At 49.6% G+C, this 19,044-nt stretch carries 14 protein-coding genes; 10 read left to right on the top strand and 4 right to left on the bottom strand.

Features of this window, described 5'->3' with window-relative positions; all coding sequences use genetic code 11:
- The first annotated feature begins 55 nt into the window (after window positions 1-55).
- The 4 genes from ACFSUS_RS19910 to ACFSUS_RS19925 all read left to right on the top strand — a co-directional run bounded on the left by ACFSUS_RS19910 (window position 56) and on the right by ACFSUS_RS19925 (window position 2,817).
- Window positions 56-367, top strand: coding sequence for an FtsB family cell division protein (locus ACFSUS_RS19910; RefSeq protein WP_381525494.1), 312 nt, complete (start codon window positions 56-58; stop codon window positions 365-367).
- Window positions 368-454: 87 nt separating this feature from the next.
- Window positions 455-967 carry a low molecular weight protein-tyrosine-phosphatase gene (locus ACFSUS_RS19915; protein WP_381525495.1) on the top strand — a complete coding sequence of 171 codons (513 nt, stop codon included), beginning with the start codon at window positions 455-457 and terminating at the stop codon, window positions 965-967.
- Between the two features lie 68 nt (window positions 968-1,035).
- The gene (gene gpmI, locus ACFSUS_RS19920) at window positions 1,036-2,616 is read left to right on the top strand and encodes a 2,3-bisphosphoglycerate-independent phosphoglycerate mutase (protein WP_381525496.1); all 1,581 of its coding nucleotides are present in this window, start codon (window positions 1,036-1,038) and stop codon (window positions 2,614-2,616) included.
- A 39-nt stretch (window positions 2,617-2,655) separates the two neighbouring features.
- Complete coding sequence (locus tag ACFSUS_RS19925; protein WP_381525497.1) at window positions 2,656-2,817, top strand: element excision factor XisI family protein; 162 nt, start codon at window positions 2,656-2,658, stop codon at window positions 2,815-2,817.
- A gap of 76 nt (window positions 2,818-2,893) precedes the next feature.
- On the opposite strand, the gene odhB is transcribed toward ACFSUS_RS19925, so the two are convergent.
- The 4 genes from odhB to ACFSUS_RS19945 form a co-directional block, all read right to left on the bottom strand.
- Complete coding sequence (gene odhB / locus ACFSUS_RS19930; RefSeq protein WP_381525498.1) at window positions 2,894-4,546, bottom strand: 2-oxoglutarate dehydrogenase complex dihydrolipoyllysine-residue succinyltransferase; 1,653 nt, start codon at window positions 4,544-4,546, stop codon at window positions 2,894-2,896.
- A 97-nt stretch (window positions 4,547-4,643) separates the two neighbouring features.
- Complete coding sequence (locus ACFSUS_RS19935; RefSeq protein ID WP_381525499.1) at window positions 4,644-7,427, bottom strand: 2-oxoglutarate dehydrogenase E1 component; 2,784 nt, start codon at window positions 7,425-7,427, stop codon at window positions 4,644-4,646.
- Window positions 7,428-7,738: 311 nt separating this feature from the next.
- Window positions 7,739-8,710 (bottom strand): Brp/Blh family beta-carotene 15,15'-dioxygenase, encoded by a 972-nt coding sequence (locus ACFSUS_RS19940; RefSeq protein WP_381525500.1) that lies wholly within the window; start codon window positions 8,708-8,710, stop codon window positions 7,739-7,741.
- A 111-nt stretch (window positions 8,711-8,821) separates the two neighbouring features.
- The gene (locus ACFSUS_RS19945) at window positions 8,822-9,607 is read right to left on the bottom strand and encodes a bacteriorhodopsin-like (RefSeq protein WP_381525501.1); all 786 of its coding nucleotides are present in this window, start codon (window positions 9,605-9,607) and stop codon (window positions 8,822-8,824) included.
- 365 nt (window positions 9,608-9,972) lie between these two features.
- Here ACFSUS_RS19945 and ACFSUS_RS19950 point away from each other — a divergent pair, with 365 nt between their 5' ends.
- The 6 genes from ACFSUS_RS19950 to ACFSUS_RS19975 all read left to right on the top strand — a co-directional run bounded on the left by ACFSUS_RS19950 (window position 9,973) and on the right by ACFSUS_RS19975 (window position 18,889).
- Window positions 9,973-13,149: a cyclic nucleotide-binding domain-containing protein gene (locus ACFSUS_RS19950; protein ID WP_381525502.1), complete on the top strand. Its 3,177-nt coding sequence runs from the start codon at window positions 9,973-9,975 to the stop codon at window positions 13,147-13,149.
- Between the two features lie 109 nt (window positions 13,150-13,258).
- Entirely contained in the window at window positions 13,259-14,632 is a 1,374-nt protein-coding gene (locus tag ACFSUS_RS19955; RefSeq protein ID WP_381525503.1) for an ATP-binding protein, read from the top strand.
- Between the two features lie 60 nt (window positions 14,633-14,692).
- Complete coding sequence (locus ACFSUS_RS19960; protein ID WP_381525504.1) at window positions 14,693-16,780, top strand: tetratricopeptide repeat protein; 2,088 nt, start codon at window positions 14,693-14,695, stop codon at window positions 16,778-16,780.
- A 59-nt stretch (window positions 16,781-16,839) separates the two neighbouring features.
- Window positions 16,840-17,220 carry a response regulator gene (locus ACFSUS_RS19965; RefSeq protein ID WP_381525505.1) on the top strand — a complete coding sequence of 127 codons (381 nt, stop codon included), beginning with the start codon at window positions 16,840-16,842 and terminating at the stop codon, window positions 17,218-17,220.
- Window positions 17,217-18,263, top strand: a complete 1,047-nt coding sequence (locus tag ACFSUS_RS19970) for an adenylate/guanylate cyclase domain-containing protein (RefSeq protein ID WP_381525506.1) — start codon at window positions 17,217-17,219, stop codon at window positions 18,261-18,263. Before ACFSUS_RS19965 ends, ACFSUS_RS19970 begins: the two co-directional genes overlap by 4 nt.
- A gap of 146 nt (window positions 18,264-18,409) precedes the next feature.
- The gene (locus ACFSUS_RS19975; RefSeq protein WP_381525507.1) at window positions 18,410-18,889 is read left to right on the top strand and encodes a hypothetical protein; all 480 of its coding nucleotides are present in this window, start codon (window positions 18,410-18,412) and stop codon (window positions 18,887-18,889) included.
- The last annotated feature ends 155 nt before the right edge of the window (window positions 18,890-19,044 follow it).

Here is a 19,044-nt window from a genome sequence, read left to right on the forward strand (position 1 = left end):
GGCATAGCGTAGAATAGTTACTGCCCTATGCCCTGCGCTTTATGCCCTATGCCCCATGTTCCAGAAACTTCTCCATTTTTTACGTAATTTCTACGTTGCCACTGGCTTGGTGCTGCTGGTGTGGATGACGTTCTTTGATGCAAATGACCTACCCTCACAGGCCCAGAACTGGTGGAAGCTGCGGGAGCTAGAGAGCGATGTTAAATATTATCAGACCAAAATCAAGGCGGTTCAAACAGAACGTCGTGAGGTGCTTGGCAATGATAAGTTACGGGAAAAGTTCGCCCGCGAAAAGTACCTGATGAAAAAGCCCACCGAGGACGTGTTTGTCATTGTCGATGAGCAGAATGAACCGTTAGAAAAATGATGAATTATGACCGGGTCGGCGGTGCGATGAAAAGTGTTGAATTAATATCAGCAAGAAGACCTCATTTATCATTCATCATTTAACACCATGATCTCCGTTCTTTTCGTTTGTTATGGCAACATATGCCGATCGCCGGTAGCGGAAGGAGTCTTTAAAACATTAATTACTGAAGCAAGTCTCGACAAAAAATTGTCCTGCGATTCAGCCGGAACAGCCTCATACCACCTTGGTCAGCTGCCCGATCGTCGAACTCGCGAGAACGCACTGGAACATGGCCTTACCCTAACCCACCGTGCCCGTCGCATGACCGGTGATGACCTGGCTCAGTTCGACTATTTTGTGGCGATGGATGAAATGAACCTCGAAGCCATTGAGAAGCTCAACTACCGCAGCACTGGCCTGCATACTTCTGACACAATCTTTCTGTTGCGCGAATTTGACCCAAAAGTTAGTGATGAGCCTAACGTACCAGATCCTTATTACGAGGGGCCAGAGGTTTTTGAGGAAGTTTACCAAATTGTATTACGTTGCTGTCGCCAGCTTCTAGCTTACTTAATTCAACAACATAATCTTAAAATTGGTGAAAGAGCTAAAGAATGAAAGAGCGAAAGGGTACTGCTAGTTGCTCTTTCGCTCTTTCATTCTTTAGCTCTTTCGCTCTTTGATCCATGAACAAGAAAGTCATTCTTATTATCCTCGACGGCTGGGGCATTCCGCTCAAGCCTGAAGTATCGGCCATCGAAGCGGCTAATACCCCCTTCATGAATTCGCTGTACCCGAAGTACACCAACAGCAAACTGGAAGCTTCCGGATTAGCCGTTGGTTTACCAGCCGGACAAATGGGTAATTCAGAAGTGGGGCACATGAACCTAGGCGCAGGTCGTGTCGTGTATCAGGATTTGGTGAAAGTAAACAAAGCTGTTGAAGAGCATACGCTGGATACAGAGCCCGTACTGGTCGATGCTTTGAACTACGCCAAAACGCAGGGTAAAAAAGTGCATTTTATCGGCTTAGTGTCTGATGGCGGGGTGCACGCTCACATTGAGCACCTAAAAGGCCTTCTGTCGATAGCTCATGCACAGAACGTATCAGATGTATTTGTCCATGCGTTTACCGATGGCCGGGATACTGACCCTAAAGGTGGAATTGGCTATCTGACCGACTTGCGGGCGCATATGGACGCCACAACTGGGCAACTGGCCAGCGTTATTGGCCGCTATTACGCTATGGACCGCGACAACCGCTGGGAACGCGTAAAAGTGGCTTACGATGTGATGGTACATGGTACGGGTTATTTGACGACCGATGCCATTGGCGCTCTTCAGAGCTCTTATGATGAAGGCATAACCGATGAGTTTGTAAAACCAATTGTGCTGACTCATACCGATTCCAGCCGGCCGGTAGGTCTCATTGAAGAAGGCGACGTTGTGCTTTGCTTTAATTTTCGTACCGATCGTGGCCGGGAAATTACGCAGGCGTTGACGCAGAAAGACTTTCCCGAGCAAAGTATGAAAAAGCTGTCGTTGAATTATATCACAATGACAAATTACGACAGCGAGTTTGAGAACGTAAAGGTCATTTTTGACAAAGATAATCTGGAGAATACGCTGGGTGAGGTAGTGGCCGCAGCCGGACGTAAGCAAATCCGAATTGCCGAGACAGAGAAGTACCCACACGTTACGTTCTTTTTCTCGGGTGGTCGCGAGGAACCCTTTACCGGCGAGAAGCGGATTCTATGCCCGTCGCCTAAAGAGATGACTATTTATGATGAGCAGGGCGTGCCAACTATCGTACCGGTTAAGACCTACGATCAGAAGCCCGAAATGGCCGCCTATGACATTCGTGACGCTATTATTCCGGAGTTAGAAAAAGGCGAAGCTGACTTTATTTGTCTCAATTTTGCGAACACAGACATGGTCGGTCACACGGGCGTATTTGAGGCCGTCATGAAAGCCGCCGAAACCGCCGATGCCTGTGCCCAAGCCGTTACCGAAGCAGCGCTGGAGCATGGTTACGCTACCATTATTATCGCCGACCACGGCAACGCTGAATACATGATAAATGAAGATGGTTCGCCCAACACGGCTCATACGACCAATTTAGTACCTTGTATCCTGGTCGATAATGACTATCAGCCACCCCTGAATGATGGCAAACTCGCCGATATTGCTCCAACTATTTTACAGTTGATGGGCATTCCTCAGCCACCGGAAATGACGGGTGTGAGTTTGATTAAAGGGGCAGTATAATGGCAGTACGAGATTTGTACCATCAGACAGTAGTTGATGATGCATTTTGATATAATTAATGGCAAAGTGTGGCTTCAAGTTAATAACACGGATCGTGAACTAACCGATGAGCTGATAGATTTGAATGTTAGACAGGAAGACATCGTATTAGCCTTCCATCCTGAGAATCTTCGTAAGCACACCGGCTTTGCCGTTTCATAAAAGCAAACCTGGCTAAAAAAGAGAAGCCCCGCCAGACATTGGCGGGGCTTCTTAATACATTATAATTTTCTATGCCTTACATATCCAATAAAATCCGGGTTGGGTCTTCCAGAATTTGCTTCACACGTACCAGGAAGCTCACGGACTCTTTACCGTCAATGATTCGGTGATCGTATGATAACGCCACGTACATGATAGGCCGAATCACAATCTCGCCGTTAACGACAACCGGCCGCTCAACAATGTTGTGCATGCCCAGAATAGCCGATTGAGGGGCGTTGATGATTGGCGTCGAGAGCATTGAGCCAAACGTTCCGCCATTGGTAATCGTGAACGTACCACCAGTCATCTGCTCGATGGTCAGCTTATTGTCGCGAGCCAGACCCGCCAGCCGCACAATCTCTTTCTCGATTTGGGCAAAGCTCATCTGCTCAGCATTCCGAATGACGGGTACGACCAAACCCCGATCCGTGGACACGGCAATCGAAATGTCGCAGAAGTCATTGAACACCATCGTATCGCCATCAATCTGAGCGTTGACTGCCGGGAAATCTTTCAGCGCAATGCAGACAGCCTTGGTGAAGAACGACATGAAGCCAAGGCCAACGCCGTTTTTCTCTTTGAACTTGTCTTTGTACTTATTCCGAAGATCCATGATCGGTTTCATATCTACCTCGTTGAAGGTAGTCAACATGGCCGTTTCATTCTTGACGGCCACCAATCGGCGGGCAATCGTCCGACGTAGCGAGGTCATTTTCTCCCGACGCTGGTTTCTCTCGCCAGCTACAACTGGTGCAGGAGCAGGCGCTGATGCTGGTTTTGGGGCAGCCGGTGTTGGCGCTGGAGCCGCCTGTGGCGTTGTCGCTGGCTGTGCGGGTGCCGGAGACGCCTTCACAGCATCTTCTTTCGTTACACGACCACCAATGCCAGTTCCTTGCACTTGCTGCGCTTCAACTCCCTTTTCGGCCAGGATTTTGGCCGCTGCTGGCGATGGATAATGAGCCGCATAGCCGTTGCTTTGACCATTGCCAGATCCTTCTGCAACGGGCGCGGTCTGGGCTGGTTGGGCTGGCGCAGGCTGGGGTGCAGCAGCCGGTTGAGCAACCGATGCACCCGTTTCAATTTTAGCAATCAACGCGCCAATAGGCAATGTCTCACCAGCCTGCGCTACAATACGTAACGTTCCGGCAGCTTCAGCAGGCAGTTCAAACGTTGCCTTATCCGATTCGAGTTCGCAAAGCACTTCGTCCAAAGCAACCTGATCGCCATCTTTCTTACTCCACGACGCAATAGTAACTTCCGTTACGGATTCACCAACGGCCGGAACCTTCATTTCAATAACGTTTGAGCTACCACTGGCTACTGGTGCCGCTGCAGGTTCGGCTGCAGGCTGAACAGCGGGAGTTGGCTCGGAGGCAGGAGCTGGCGCTTCGGCTTTAGGAGCTTCCGCTTTTGGTTCTGATGCCGGTGCCGCACTTGGGGCCGGTGCACTACCGCCATCGTCAATTAGACAAATACTGGCACCAATGGGCAGTACGTCACCCTCCTGGGCCAGAATGTGTAAAATGCCATCAGCTTCAGCGGTCAGTTCAAACGTCGCTTTGTCAGAGTCTAATCCACAAAGTACGTCATCCATTTTTACCTGATCACCTTCTTTTTTGTACCAGGTTCCAACGGTTACCTCGGTAATGCTCTCCCCCACAGCGGGGATTTTCATGTCAACGGCCATTTTTTATATGGTTTTCAGTGTTCAGTCTACGGTTCACGGTTTAAAGCCTCAAAGTCAGATAACTGAAAACTATAAACCGTGACCCCAAAACTGTCTTTTATTCAAACGCTCTCCGAACCACGTCGGCTTGTTCCTGAGTATGTATTTTGGCGTATCCGGTTGCTGGCGATGCAGCAGCCTCACGCGAGATAATTGGTAGCCTTAAACCAACACGCAGCAAATATGACCAGTAGCCCATATTCTCAGGCTCTTCCTGTACCCAGAATACGTCCGCTTTTTTGTACTGAGCAAGTATAGCATCCAACTGCGTTTTCGGCAGCGGAGCTAATTGTTCCAACCGCACAATAGCCACATCAGTACGCTGGTCGGCCTGCTGTTTGTCCAGCAGATCATAGTAGATCTTACCCGTACAGAGTAGCACTCGCTTTACCTTCTTAGGGTCGGCATAAGTGTCACCCAATACCTCCCGGAACGTTCCCTTAGTCAGTTCTTCCAGTGGCGAAACGCACTTCGGGTGACGTAACAACGACTTCGGCGACATTATAACGAGCGGCTTACGGAACGGCCACGCCAGTTGCCGACGCATCAGGTGAAAGAAATTGGCCGGTGTTGTGATGTTGGCGACTACCATGTTGTATTCAGCATAAAGCTGCAGGTAGCGTTCAGGTCGGGCGTTGGAGTGTTCAGGGCCCTGGCCTTCGTACCCGTGTGGCAGCAGCATAGTGACGCCGTTCTGGATACCCCATTTAGACTCGGCAGCAGCGATAAACTGATCAATGATGAGCTGAGCACCATTTGAGAAGTCGCCAAACTGAGCCTCCCAGATCACGAGCGCATGAGGGTTAGCCATAGCGTAACCATACTCGAAGCCTAACACGCCATACTCCGACAATAACGAGTTATAAATCTGAAATTTCTGCTGACCTTCCCGAATGTGATCCAGTGACGAATATGAATGGTTGGTTTCGGCATCGTGCAGAACCGCGTGCCGGTGCGAGAATGTGCCCCGTTGTACGTCCTGCCCACTCAGGCGAACCGGCTTGCCCTCAACCAGCAGCGAACCGTAAGCCAGCAACTCGGCCGTACCCCAGTTCACTATCTTTGTATCGTTGAGCATCGCCTGCCGATCTTTCAGCAGTTTGTCAATCTGCTTCAGCGGCTTGAAACCTTCAGGGACTTTCACTAACGCTTGACCAACCGTTTGCAAAGTTTCGAGTGATACGCCCGTTTCAGGAGATTTCTCGAAATCTTGTGGTTCACTGAAGCGTAGCTCAGCCCAGTCAAGGTCTAAACGTAAGGGCTTATACGGGATCTCCGCTTTTTGCTTTACTCGATCAAGCCGGTCCTGCAATTGCTTCTTGAACTCCGTATCCATGCGTGTTGCCAGCTCAGCATCCACATCGCCCCGCTGGATCAACAGCTGGTTATAAAGTTCACGCGGGTTAGCGTGCTTATCGATGATGTTATACATCGTTGGCTGCGTAAACTTCGGTTCGTCGGACTCATTGTGTCCATAACGTCGGTAGCAGACCATATCAATAAACACGTCGCGCTTGAATTTTTCGCGGAACTCAACGGCCAACTTCGCGCAGAAAATTACGGCTTCCGGATCATCCCCATTAACGTGGAAGATCGGTGCATCAATGATCTTAGCAATATCTGAACAATAGATTGATGACCGGGCGTCTTCAAAATCGGTGGTAAAACCAACCTGGTTATTAATAACGAAGTGAACCGTGCCACCGGTTTGGTAGCCCGCCAGCTTAGCCATCTGCGTTACTTCATAAACAATACCCTGACCGGCTACGGCTGCGTCGCCATGGATCAGAATGGGCAGAATTTTAGTGAAGTCACCGTTGTACTCTTCATCGGCCTGTGCCCGCACAAATCCTTCGACAACCGGATTAACGGCTTCGAGGTGCGACGGATTAGGGGCGAGTTTTACACTAATTTGTTTGCCCGACTTCGTTTCTGTCAGGCTCGAATAACCCAGGTGATATTTTACGTCGCCATCGCCATGCACCTGCTCGGGCACGTTTCCTTCAAAGCCATCAAAAATAGATTCGTAGGATTTACCCAAGATATTGGCCAGTACGTTCAGGCGCCCTCGGTGAGCCATACCGATCATGACCTCCTCAACCCCCATATCGGCGGCCTGGCTAATGATTGTATCTAAGGCAGGAATGGTAGACTCCCCGCCTTCGAGCGAGAAACGTTTTTGACCGAGGTATTTTGTAGCCAGGAAGTTCTCGAAAACTGTGGCTTCGTTCAGCTTCTCAAGAATCCGCTTCTTTTCGTCGATGGACGGCGTAAATACGAGCGCTTCTTTCTCTATCTTGTTTCGGAGCCAGTTTTTAACTTCCAGCTCACGAATGTACATATACTCAAAGCCAATGTTGCCCGCGTAAATCTTACGGAGCGATTCCATGATGGTCCGCAACGTAGCTGGCCCAATACCCAGCAGTTTACCTGACTCAAACGTTGTATCGAGATCGGCTTCCGAAAGGGCATAATCGGGCAAGTCTACACGAGGCTGGCGATCTTTGCGCGCTTTGAGCGGATTGGTTTTCGCTAATAAATGCCCCCGTGAGCGATATGCCTTGATGAGGCTCGCAACTGAAACTTCCTTCTCGGCGTGGCTAACGTCAACTGGGCGATTAGCCGTTGCGGGCTGGCCGTTTGTGGCTGAGCCATTCGCTTTACCTGCTCCGTTGGAGCCGTTTGTTCCATTACCTTTCTCGCCATAGGTGAGCGAGAACTCAAATCCTTTAAAAAATTGCTGCCAGCTTTGGTCAACTGATTGAGGGTCTTGCTTATAAGACTGATAGAGTTGATCTACGTAAGCCGCATCCGAATTGGCTATATATGAATACTGATCCATGACGAGGGCGCGTCGTTGTTTTGACCCGCAAAGGTAGCGTATCAGCCAAACACTTGGCCGCAAAATTTAGGGTTTTTATCCTACTGATTGCTGATAACGACATCCTTAGTCTGTAACAGCAGAAATCGCAGTTTAGTTGACTCCATGAATTACTGGTTAAGCATTCATACGAGTCAGATAAACCAGATCTTAGTAGAAAATCAAAAGGTCCTAAATAACTACTATTATTCTGCCCAATTTCAAAGCTCTCTGATCAACTGATTGTCGTTAAGTAGTTGACAGTGAAACGTATCTTGCCCTCTAAATTATTGCTACGTGGCATTCACCTGACCGTCAATTTGGTTATGCATACCGTGGAAAACATCCAGGTGAGGTAATGTTATAACCGAGAGAAAGACAAATAACAAAGGCAAAGGGTCCCAGTCATGGGCACTACGTTGCCACCACCAAACAAATACTCCCAGCGAAATAAGAGCCAGCCCGGTAAAGGGTAAAGACTTCAACCAAATCTGTTGATCGGTTGACGCAATACGTCGGCCCTGCCGGAGATAAGCACTGATCGACTGAAAAGAATTTAAGGCGTGCCAGCCCCCAAAGTATAAACCAAATGCAAGCAATAAGGGTAACCAGTAACCGAGCGCCAGTATAACGGTTAACCGACCTAACCGGGGCCAGTTCATACCAACTGGTTTTAGCTGAACGGATACACCAAACAGACATACTGTTACTAACGCCCAACTCTGCCATACCGACGTCGAGTACTGCGTAACCCGTTGCCATACAGACAAAACTTGAGGGTGATGGTGGGTTATACGTTCCAGAATGGGAGTCACCTCCGTTGGGTGTGTGAGCAGGATAAAGGCAATCACAAAGCTACCCACCATGAATCGTGTTACAATCCAGGATGCAGTTGATGGAACGTGTTCGATGTCTGTTTCGCCAAAATGCCAAGCAGAAACCACTAAAAAAATAATAAGACTGGCAGACGGAACAATGAACCAGGCGATACTATACAACAGCATTAGCGCCAGATACCTAATAAAAAACCAGGTCCAAGAAAACCGCTTGCCGCTTCGTAGGGCCGTTTCCCGGCTGATTAAATGATCTAATGCGCCATGCGGAATACCTGCGCCAAGCAAAAGGGTGGCAAATACGATCCACTGGCCCACTAGAGGGATGGTGCCTACCACGGTCTGCCACCCAACAAGAAGCAGTCCTAAAGCGATGAGCAGGCTTATTGGCGAGTGCATCGTCCGCCGTAGTCGGTGAATTAACCTAGCCATCTTATTCGAACGTCGTTGAGTACGTACCTCCCCAGAATGCGCTTACGAACACACAAAGCCCTGAAGGTCAAGTTCAGGACTTTGTGTGTTTGTGAACAGACATAGCGTAGGCTATGCCTCTACGGATTCGCCACTGAACCTCCGGTCATACCGTTGGACCGGCATGTCCTGATGAGCGTTTGAACTGGCAACGGCCGCGGAGTATACCACCAGACCAAAGCCAATTTTGTTGACAGCGTCACCGATGTTGTAGACCAGATCAATATTTAGGGAAAGGCCACTCAGAAGACCTCCAGGAATCAACATGTAGCCGATCGGATAGATGGCCCAGCCCACAAATACAAACCAACGCAGTAGCGATACGGCTCTTAACGTTGCTGGATTTTGAGAGTCTTGAGCAACTTTCTTCACATCGCCAAGGTAGATCTCATACAAAATCCCGAGGTAGCCCAGTGTTGAAACAGCGCCCCAGATTGGACTATTCGGTCGATCGAGCGCTTCTCCTACGTATCCGAAAACTAGCATCCAGACCGAAAACACGATAAGTTTCCACATGGTGCCAATCTTACCACCAAACGGTTTGATGAGCAGATAGAACTCAACACACATTAGGGGCACTGTCAACGTCCAGTCGATGTACCGAAATTCGGTTGGAGATTGACCTGTGTCGAGGTACTGATCCCGCATGTAGAAATAGTGCACAGAGGCAATCATTGTGATAAGCCCCGAGATGGTGAGCGATGTTTTCCAGTGGCCCTGAACCTGCCCTCGTTCCAGGAAGAAAAACACAGAAGCGGCAAACATGGCCATGTAGCCCGTAAAGAAGGTGAAACCGACTACGTCGCCCGGTTTTAGTTCACCTACCAGCAGAATTGATGAGAGTTGCAACGTTTCCATTTTTTGAATTAAAAGATGTTGAACAACTATGATTATCAATGTATTTAATCAATGTGATAGCTATAATTGCCTGTGCACAAATAATGTTTAACATTACACATTAAAATTTAAACAAAATATAGAAAATAGGTAGAGCGATTCTTTATTCCATTAAAGAATTGCATTCTTCACTTCCACAAAACTTCCTCCGTAAGTCATTTTTGCCAAGTTAAGACACAGTAGGAGTTGAACTAGTTCAATACATCGGCGGCAGTCCTTCAGCAAAGGGCTCCGTGCGTCGCCAACTGGCTTTTTGCGCACTTACTATCGTAGCCTCAACGTCAGATGCTTATATTTGATGGTAAATCGCGTCGTTGACTTCTCTTATGTACGTCAGTGCAGACCATACTCCCCCCCAAACCTCCACTACTCAACGATGGCAACGCGCCTTAGGCGTTCGTCCCGATGAGGCCCGAACGGTGGGGCTTTTCTTTATTCATAATTTCCTGCTGGGCATTGGTACCATATTGATCTATGTGGCCGCCAATGCAATTCTGCTGGAGAATGATCCGGAAACTAGCCTTCCTGTTGCTTATATAGCTTCGGCGGTGGCCATGATTGGTGTAGGTAAATTATACGCCTACTATGAACACCACCTGGTGCTGCGTAGTCTGGCCATACGGGTTCTGCTCTCAGTCATTGCCATGACCGTCGTGGTAGGCATCCTTGTCATAGTTGGCCATTCTGTCGGGGCAGCGGTAGCCATCATGACAGGGTATCGAATTATTTATCTGCTGACGAACTTAGAATTTTGGGGCGTGTCGGCGGTTGTATTCGATACACGGCAGAGTAAGCGGCTGTTTGGTGTGATCAGTTCGGGCGATATGCCAGCCAAAGCACTAGGCGCAGTTTTAGCGGCTCTAGTTCACGCCCACGCCGACGTATTACGACTTTTACTGGTTGCCTTTGGGGCGTTTCTGGCGGCTCTTTACACGCTTCGTTTAACAGTTCAGTCGCATGAGGTGCATGCTCCCCATCGTTCGGTTAGGGCCGTTCGTCGTGAAACGTCGCGTTTGATTGGACAGCGTTTTGGTGGTAGCGAGTTGGTGTTCTACATGTGTCTAAGCCTGGCCGCGCTGGCCGCCGTTGCCACCGAAATTGAATACAGCTTTTTCATCAATGTTAAACATCGTTTTCACGACCAGACGGACGTAATCCGATACGTTAGTTACGTGTTAACATTAACGTATGGACTAGCCATGCTGGCTAAGCTGTTGTTATCGAGGCAAGCCCTCGATCGTTTCGGCATAAACCGATCCTTGTTGATCCTCCCCTGGGTGGCACTGCTGGGCTTAGTCGGGCTGGCCGTGCTGAACGGTTTTGGTACCAACGATACGGTCATGGTTATCTACTTCTGTGGGTTGTATCTCTTGTTCGAAGTGGTCCGTCGTTCGTTGTTCGATCCGGTATTTTTAGTGTTGTTCCAGCCGTTATCTCCTCCGCAGCGCTTAAAAGGGCATACGCTGGCGAAGGGGCTGTACGAACCCATTGGTTTAGGCCTCGCCGGGTTCATGATTTACGTCCTTCACGCCCACCCTCGCCTTGAAACCTGGATACCATTGGTGTGGGCGGCTTTACTGGCCGGAGCAGTCTGGCTTCTTCGGCAAACGTATCGTTTGTATTTGCATGAATTAAACGACGCCATTGGTCGGCGTTTTCTGGAGCGAGATCAATTGGCCATGCCAACAGCGGCTCAGGCGACCGTTATCAATCAACTACAAAGCTCGAAAGCTGAAGATGTATTAACGGCGATTAACTGGCTGGGTACACATAACCCAAAAGAATTTGCTCAGCAGACGCCAGGTCTACTGGCCCATCCCGACGCAAACGTACGGCAACGGGTATTAATGGTCATTGCTCAGCTGAACCAGCCTGCGCCCGTTCGCCAGTTAACGCACATTGCTCTGACAGACCCTGAACCGGCATTACGTCAGCAGGCGGCCTATTTACTCGGTCGCCGGATTAACGTTGAACCTACTGAGTTAGCTCCGCTCATCAATCACACAGATTTGTCGATTCAGCAAGGGGCCATTCGGGGTGTTTTAGAACTAAACCCCAATAATCCGGCAGCACGACAATCGCTCAGCAAACTGGCTAACAACCCGTCCCCGGCTCAACAGCAAATGGCATTGGACTTGGTTGCCACCCTGCGTCTGAATGATTTTGCCCCGCTGGTAAAAAAGCAGTTAGAAAGTGCTCATTCTTCTGTGAAAAAAGCTGCTTTAACGGCAGCAGGCCGGTTAAGCGATAGCGAACTGGTTCATTACCTGGTTGACCGGATCACGGATAAGTTCATCGGTCAGGCCGCTACCCATGCCCTGAAAGCTCGCGGAGCAGAAGTCATTCCGGTGTTGCACCGTGCGTTATCATCACCTTCGGATCGGGTAAAGCTCGAACGAATTGCCGCCATTTGCGGGGCTGTTCAAACCAGCGAAAGCCGACAACTTTTGAATCGTCTGGCAGCCATGCCTGATCTGACGACTCGGGGAGCCGCTTTGCGGGCATTACGTCGGTTTCCCAACGAGCCTGCCGACGACAATGAGTTCCGATTATTGCTTCAGGAAGAGTTGAGGCTGGCACAGCGTCTTTTGCACGGCAGTTTAACCGACGCCGATTTAACTGATACGCTTGATTACGAATTAACGGTCCTACTCCAGCGCCTGTTCGATGTGCTTACGCAGCTCTACGACTCCGAAACCATTGCCGGAGCCCGATTAGGCGTCAGTCACCCAGCCCGAGAACGCCGGGCCAATGCCCTCGAAATGCTCGATAATCTGATTCCACGGGCCATTTACCAAACCATGCAGGTACTGATTGACGATTTACCCCGCCCCGAGAAAGTTCGAATTCTCGATGCGGAGCTTGGTCCCTTTCTCGATCCAGAACCCATCCGGGCGTTCATTTTACGGACGGGGGAAACCGTTTTTTCCGCCTGGACCGTCAGCGTTGTTCTCCGAAGCTTACCGGCTGATGATGCGGTTGCAGCACGCGAATCGTTGTCATCCCGCTTTCCTACTTTATCACCACTGCTCATGAACCACTCAACGAATCAGATACCTGAATACGACCGCATCCTACTCCTGGCGAATACGAGCCTGTTTGCCAAAACGCCCGAGAACGTACTGGCCAGCATTACGCCCATCATGAAAGAAGAGCAGCACCAGGCAGGTGAACCAATTTTCCATAAAGGTGATCTCGGCACGGGTATGTATGTCATCTATACGGGTGAGGTCAGCATTTTGGATGGCGATACAGAGCTGGCTCGCTTTAGCCGGGGCGACTTCTTCGGGGAGCTGGCTTTATTAGACACCGAAGCTCGCTCGGCGACCGCCGAGGCTGTGACCGAAGTACGACTGCTGCGACTCGACCAGGATGACTTTTATGACCTGATGGAAGAACGTAGCGAAGTACTCCGAAGCATTGTCAGAAGCTTATCGGCACGCATTCGTCGTCAGAACGAATTGCTCACAAACCGAGCCAGCCAGACGGCCGAGATAGAGTAAAAGTGGGTAATACGGGGCAAATCAGCAGCTGTATTCATACTATTGTTCGATTCATGCGCTACCTGTATCTTGCACGGGCCAGACATTCCTCTATACCCGTAACAACCTTATGCGCTTCTCAATACCTGAAGGCTTCGAAGTTCTCGCATTCACTGCCCTGGGATTCCAGTTCCTTCGACGATTTCTAGATACACCCACTCGTTTGCCTGCCTGGGAGCCTTATTTGAAAAGGGTATGGCTGATTGCAGTTGTCCTGTATGGTGTTGGAGCACTTTTAGGTATCGACACCTTTGCAACGGGCTGGTATTGGCTAGCGGTTAGCGTATTAGTAGCCTACTTGCTGCTACAGATAAAAGACTACCCTCCGGCACGGACGATCTTGCTGGCGCTGGCTCCTATACTAATTGCTACCACTGTCGAAGAGTTAGTTGAAGACTTTTCACCGGCGTTTCATAAAAGTAATGACGATTATTTTCAATCAGCCAGCGCCTTCGCATCAATGTGGTTGATTGCATTTCTGGTAATCGCAAATCGCCAGAAGAAGGCACTCGTCAAGCGGGAGCAGGAACGAGAACATGAAGCCGAGCAGCGACGCATCATTGAAGCCCGAAAAGCGGAGCTGGAAGAACTTGTCGCCGAACGTACGGCCCTGATTACTCATCAGAAAGAAGAACTTGAGCAAGCCCTTGCTGAACTAAAAGCCACTCAGAGTCAGCTCATTCAAAGTGAGAAGATGGCCTCTTTGGGCGAACTCACGGCGGGCATCGCCCACGAGATCCAGAACCCCCTGAACTTCGTCAACAACTTCTCCGAGGTCAGCATCGAGTTGCTCGACGAACTGGCCCAAGAACAAGCCAAGCCCGCCCGAGATCCCGACCTGGAAGCCGAGCTGCTGACCGACCTCAAACAGAACCTGGAGAAGATCAGCCATCACGGTGGGCGGGCATCGAGCATTGTGCGGGGCATGTTGCAGCACTCGCGGGCCAGCAGTGGTCAGCGCGAACCGACCGACCTCAACGCGTTGGCCGATGAGTACCTGCGGCTGGCCTATCATGGTCTCAGAGCCAAAGACAAAACCTTTAATGCCAAGCTAAACACAGACTTCGACGTGTCGTTGGGACAGGTAAGCTTAGTGCCACAAGACATGGGCCGCGTATTGTTAAATCTATTCACCAATGCCTTCTACGCCGTTCAGCAACGGCAGAAACAAAGTCCGCCCGACTATCAACCAACGGTTTCGGTGCAGACCAGTTGCGAGAGCGGGCAAGTACGTATCGTGGTCAGTGATAATGGTACCGGTATTCCCAATGAGGTTAAAGAAAAGGTATTTCAACCTTTTTTCACGACCAAACCAACGGGCCAAGGCACCGGATTAGGTCTTTCGTTGGCTTACGACATTGTTACAAAAGGGCATAACGGCAGCCTGGCGGTTGAAAGCACCGAAGGTCAGGGTACTACATTTATCATTCAGCTACCAGCTTAATGGTAGGATAATAGGTCAGTGTCATTATCATGCCCTCATAGTTCGATAACTCTGTTCTGCATGGGAATCCGATTTTTATTTTTTACCCTGCTTGCTACCCTATCGACCAACCTGTATGGGCAAGCACAAACCTCTGTAGTTGACAGCCTTCGTACACAACTAAGTGCTCATAAGCAGCTTGATACAACGAGGGTCAATCTACTTACCACGTTATCCGACGCTGTCCGGTCTGAAGACTATACAGAAGCCCTTGAGCTTGGCCAGGAAGCGCTAACGCTGGCCCAGAAACTCAGATATCCCCGGGGAGAAGCCAATGCCTTACTGGCACTGGGCGCGGCCTATGGTGATCGCAATGACTACAACAAAGCGCTTTCCTATCTGATCCAGGCCAGACAGCGATTCATTGTGCTGGCCGACTCGCTGGGCAGTGCCCGTGTTGCGGGGCAGATGGGTTTGGTTTATACGCAACGCGGTGATTATGTTCCGGCTCTTTCGTTAAGTCTCTGGGCATTAAATCAGGCTAACAAGTTTAATAATAAACAATTACTCCAACGAACAAGACTCCGCCTGGGTAGTCTTTACGTTTCATTAGGCGACTTTGACGAAGCTTTCTCTTACTACTCGTTGGCAATGGAGCAATTCGAGAAAACGCAGGATGAACCTGGTATTTGCCGGGTTTTGAATGGGTTGGGGGAAATCTATAGAACCGCCGGTAATCGACGTCAGGCTATTCGTTACTACAACAAAGCCATACGGCTCGCCCGGCGGCTTGGCAACGCTCAGCTACAAGCTCAAACCGAAAGCAATTTAGCCGCCGTAGAAGTGCAAAATGGCGAGTATGAACAAGCGCTTACTACGGCCCACCATGCCTTGAAAACTCTATTGGCCAGGGGCGAATACGAAGTGATTGCCTGGACCCAAACGATTCTTGCCAGGGCTCATCTGAAACTAGGTCGGCCAGATAGCGCCATCTATTATGGCCAGCGCAGCTGGAATCTAAGCCGACAAATTGGCTATAGAGAAGTTTCCCGCGATGCCAGTGATATTCTGTCACAGGCCTATGCCGAAGGGAATGATTTCAAACAGGCCTACCGATTTCAATTAGCGCATACGGCTTATAACGACACGTTGTCAGGCATTCAAACAAGGCAGCAACTCGCTGTGCTTCAACAAAAAACACGTTCAACAGAACGGCTGGCAGAGGCTCGCCTGCGAGCCGAAGAGAACCGTCGCCAGCGTCAGTGGCTGATTAGCGCCCTTATCGGTATAGGTTTGCTGGGCGTGGTGGCGGTAGCCTTGTGGCGTAGTAATCGCCAGCAAAATCAGGCAAACGCCTTACTGCGCCAGCAACAAGCCGAACTAAAAGCGGCCCAGAGTCAGCTCATTCAAAGTGAGAAGATGGCCTCTTTGGGCGAACTCACGGCGGGCATCGCCCACGAGATCCAGAACCCCCTGAACTTCGTCAACAACTTCTCCGAGGTCAGCATCGAGTTGCTCGACGAACTGGCCCAAGAACAAGCCAAGCCCGCCCGCGATCCTGACCTGGAAGCCGAGCTGCTGACCGACCTCAAACAGAACCTGGAGAAGATCAGCCATCACGGTGGGCGGGCATCGAGCATTGTGCGGGGCATGTTGCAGCACTCGCGGGCCAGCAGTGGTCAGCGCGAACCGACCGACCTCAACGCGTTGGCCGATGAGTACCTGCGGCTGGCCTATCATGGTCTCAGAGCCAAAGACAAAACCTTCAATGCCGAGCTGATTACGCATTTTGATACTAGTCTGGGCAAAGTCAACGTAGCCCCTCAGGAGTTTGGACGAGTACTTCTAAATTTGTTCAATAACGCTTTTTACGCAGTCCGCGACAGGCAAAAAACGGCTCCGAGTGGTTATCGTCCTACGGTAACCGTTCGTACGGCAAGGCATAACGGAACGGTTGAAGTCTGCGTTCAGGACAATGGCACGGGCATGTCTGACTCCGTAAAAGACAAGATTTTTCAGCCTTTCTTTACTACTAAGCCTACCGGTCAGGGCACTGGCCTGGGGCTGTCGCTGAGTTATGACATTATTACCAAAGGTCACAACGGTACAGTAAACGTTGAAAGCGAAGCAGGGTCAGGCACTCAGTTTATTATCAGGTTACCAACGTAGTCACCTTAGACCACCGGTGTGCACTAGCAAATTCCTTATCTTTGACCAATCCCTGTATGATGATGAAAATTTTAGTCGTTGATGACGAAACCGATGTAAAAGATCTTTTCGAGCAACGGTTCCGACGTGAAATTCGGAGTGGCGAGTTTGTATTAGAGTTTGCCAACTCGGGCGAAGAAGCGTTGACGTATCTGAACAGTCGCTCTTCGGAGGTAATTCTGATTTTGTCAGATATTAACATGCCTGGCATGAGCGGCTTTGAGTTATTACGTCACATTCGCCAGGATTTCACAGCGCCCCCTCCGCCGGTTGTTATGATGATTACCGCTTATGGCGATCCCGGTTCTCAGCAGCAGGCTGTCGAATTAGGCGCAAACGACTTCTTAACCAAGCCGCTCGACTTTGCGGTTCTCAAACAAAAACTTCGAAGTATCGCATGAAGGCCAAAGTGCTGGTAGTTGACGACGAAACTGACCTTGAGTTACTCATCAAGCAGAAGTTCCGGCGACAAATTCGGGAGAAAGAGTATGAGTTTGTGTTTGCGCACGATGGCGTCGAAGCCCTCGCCGTGTTAGATCAGGAGCCTGATATTGACATGGTTTTGACTGACATCAACATGCCCGGCATGGACGGGCTGACCTTGCTAGTTAAACTACATGAAAATAAGCCGATGCTCAAGGCCGTAATCGTATCGGCTTATGGCGACATGGACAACATTCGTACCGCCATGAACCGGGGGGCTTTCGACTTCGTAACCAAACCCGTCAATTTCGAGGACCTGGAGCTGACCATGCAGAAAACGATGGAGTATGTCTCTCAACTTCGGCAAACCTTACAAGCCATCAAAGAAAACAACATCCTGCGGATGTACGTCGATGAATCGGTGCTGACGTTTATGAACCGGCCCGAGTTTGAGACGGCCTTATCGGCCAGCGAAACCGTAGTGGCCACCGTGCTCTTCATCGACATCTGTGGGTTTACTTCCATCTCCGAACGCGAATCGGCCGATACGGTTGTGAAGCTTGTGAACCGCTACTTCGACGTAATGGTCAAGGAGATCATTGCGCAGGGCGGCTACGTTGATAAGTTCATGGGCGATGCGGTGATGGCCGTTTTCCGGGGCGAATATCACCTTGACCGCGCTATTGAATCAGCTTTAGCCGTCCGCAGCCACATCGCTGTTTTAGAGGACAGTTTACCTAATCACCCTAATTATCACCCACAAGTAGCCATCGGCATCAATACCGGCGAAATGGTATCGGGCAACATTGGCTCGGCCACCCTCCGCCGATTAGATTATACCGTCATTGGTGATGCCGTCAATATGGCGCAACGGCTGCAGTCAGTGGCCCGGCCTGGCCAGATTGTAATTACCGAATCGGCCCACGAGCAAGTCGGCGAATCGTTCACCTGCGAACGCATCGGCGAAGTTACGCTCAAGAACAAGACCGCACCAGTTGTGATTTATAATGTAGTGGGATAAAAAAGCCTGCTTTAAGTTAACAGGATAGTACACTCGAATACATTGGTTAACATGTAAGAGATTATACAACAACAAAGTGGGAGAATTAAATGATAGTAAATAGTAAAAGACCATATGAGATAATACATAAGTTCATCGACGAGCGAATGGCCTGGTCAGATCAGAATGTTATAGCGGAGTTAATTTCTACTGCTCCTTTAATGAGTGAAAAAGAATGGGATAACAGTACTAATCCGCAAGATAGTATGCGCTTGTACTTATATATGGCGCATGCCTCTTTAGTGGCTGATAGACATATGAAAGAGGCAATAATTCCACTTTTAGAAAGAGCTGGTTATGGCGATTTAAGCGAAACAATGAGGACATTGCGCAATGTTCTGATCGAGACTGTAGATGGTGACGTAGAACAGCTAATTGCCCCTTGCCTAATTGCTGTCACTCTTCCACAGCCAGGCTGTCGAATGTGGGCTTTAGATACTCTGGAAATGTTCCTAGACAAACCCGAAGTTAGAAGTGTCTTTGAACAAGCACTGAATGATAAGGAGGCAGGAATTAGAGAATCTGCTAAAATTGCACTTGAAAGTTTTGAAGATTCAAAGGAAGGATATCCAAGGTCTATATCCTAGGTTAACATATTGCCACTTATACAACACGACGTATGCTGCTGATTTCTGTGTACAGTAAATCAGTAAGCTTATGTATATTAGCGTATTACAACGAAATAAGAAAAATAGAAAGTCGATTCCCTTCAAACGAAAGGTCGTCGAAGTGTTTCGAGCTG

It is taken from the genome of Spirosoma soli (assembly GCF_042684525.1).
In the GTDB taxonomy this organism is placed as follows: domain Bacteria; phylum Bacteroidota; class Bacteroidia; order Cytophagales; family Spirosomataceae; genus Spirosoma; species Spirosoma soli.

Coding starts and splice junctions, on each gene's coding strand:
- ACFSUS_RS19910 (WP_381525494.1), top strand. CDS start 56: ATGTTCCAGAAACTTCTCCATTTTTTACGTAATTTCTACGTTGCCACT.
- ACFSUS_RS19915 (WP_381525495.1), top strand. CDS start 455: ATGATCTCCGTTCTTTTCGTTTGTTATGGCAACATATGCCGATCGCCG.
- gpmI (WP_381525496.1), top strand. CDS start 1,036: ATGAACAAGAAAGTCATTCTTATTATCCTCGACGGCTGGGGCATTCCG.
- ACFSUS_RS19925 (WP_381525497.1), top strand. CDS start 2,656: ATGCATTTTGATATAATTAATGGCAAAGTGTGGCTTCAAGTTAATAAC.
- odhB (WP_381525498.1), bottom strand. CDS start 4,546: ATGGCCGTTGACATGAAAATCCCCGCTGTGGGGGAGAGCATTACCGAG.
- ACFSUS_RS19935 (WP_381525499.1), bottom strand. CDS start 7,427: ATGGATCAGTATTCATATATAGCCAATTCGGATGCGGCTTACGTAGAT.
- ACFSUS_RS19940 (WP_381525500.1), bottom strand. CDS start 8,710: ATGGCTAGGTTAATTCACCGACTACGGCGGACGATGCACTCGCCAATA.
- ACFSUS_RS19945 (WP_381525501.1), bottom strand. CDS start 9,607: ATGGAAACGTTGCAACTCTCATCAATTCTGCTGGTAGGTGAACTAAAA.
- ACFSUS_RS19950 (WP_381525502.1), top strand. CDS start 9,973: ATGTACGTCAGTGCAGACCATACTCCCCCCCAAACCTCCACTACTCAA.
- ACFSUS_RS19955 (WP_381525503.1), top strand. CDS start 13,259: ATGCGCTTCTCAATACCTGAAGGCTTCGAAGTTCTCGCATTCACTGCC.
- ACFSUS_RS19960 (WP_381525504.1), top strand. CDS start 14,693: ATGGGAATCCGATTTTTATTTTTTACCCTGCTTGCTACCCTATCGACC.
- ACFSUS_RS19965 (WP_381525505.1), top strand. CDS start 16,840: ATGATGAAAATTTTAGTCGTTGATGACGAAACCGATGTAAAAGATCTT.
- ACFSUS_RS19970 (WP_381525506.1), top strand. CDS start 17,217: ATGAAGGCCAAAGTGCTGGTAGTTGACGACGAAACTGACCTTGAGTTA.
- ACFSUS_RS19975 (WP_381525507.1), top strand. CDS start 18,410: ATGGCCTGGTCAGATCAGAATGTTATAGCGGAGTTAATTTCTACTGCT.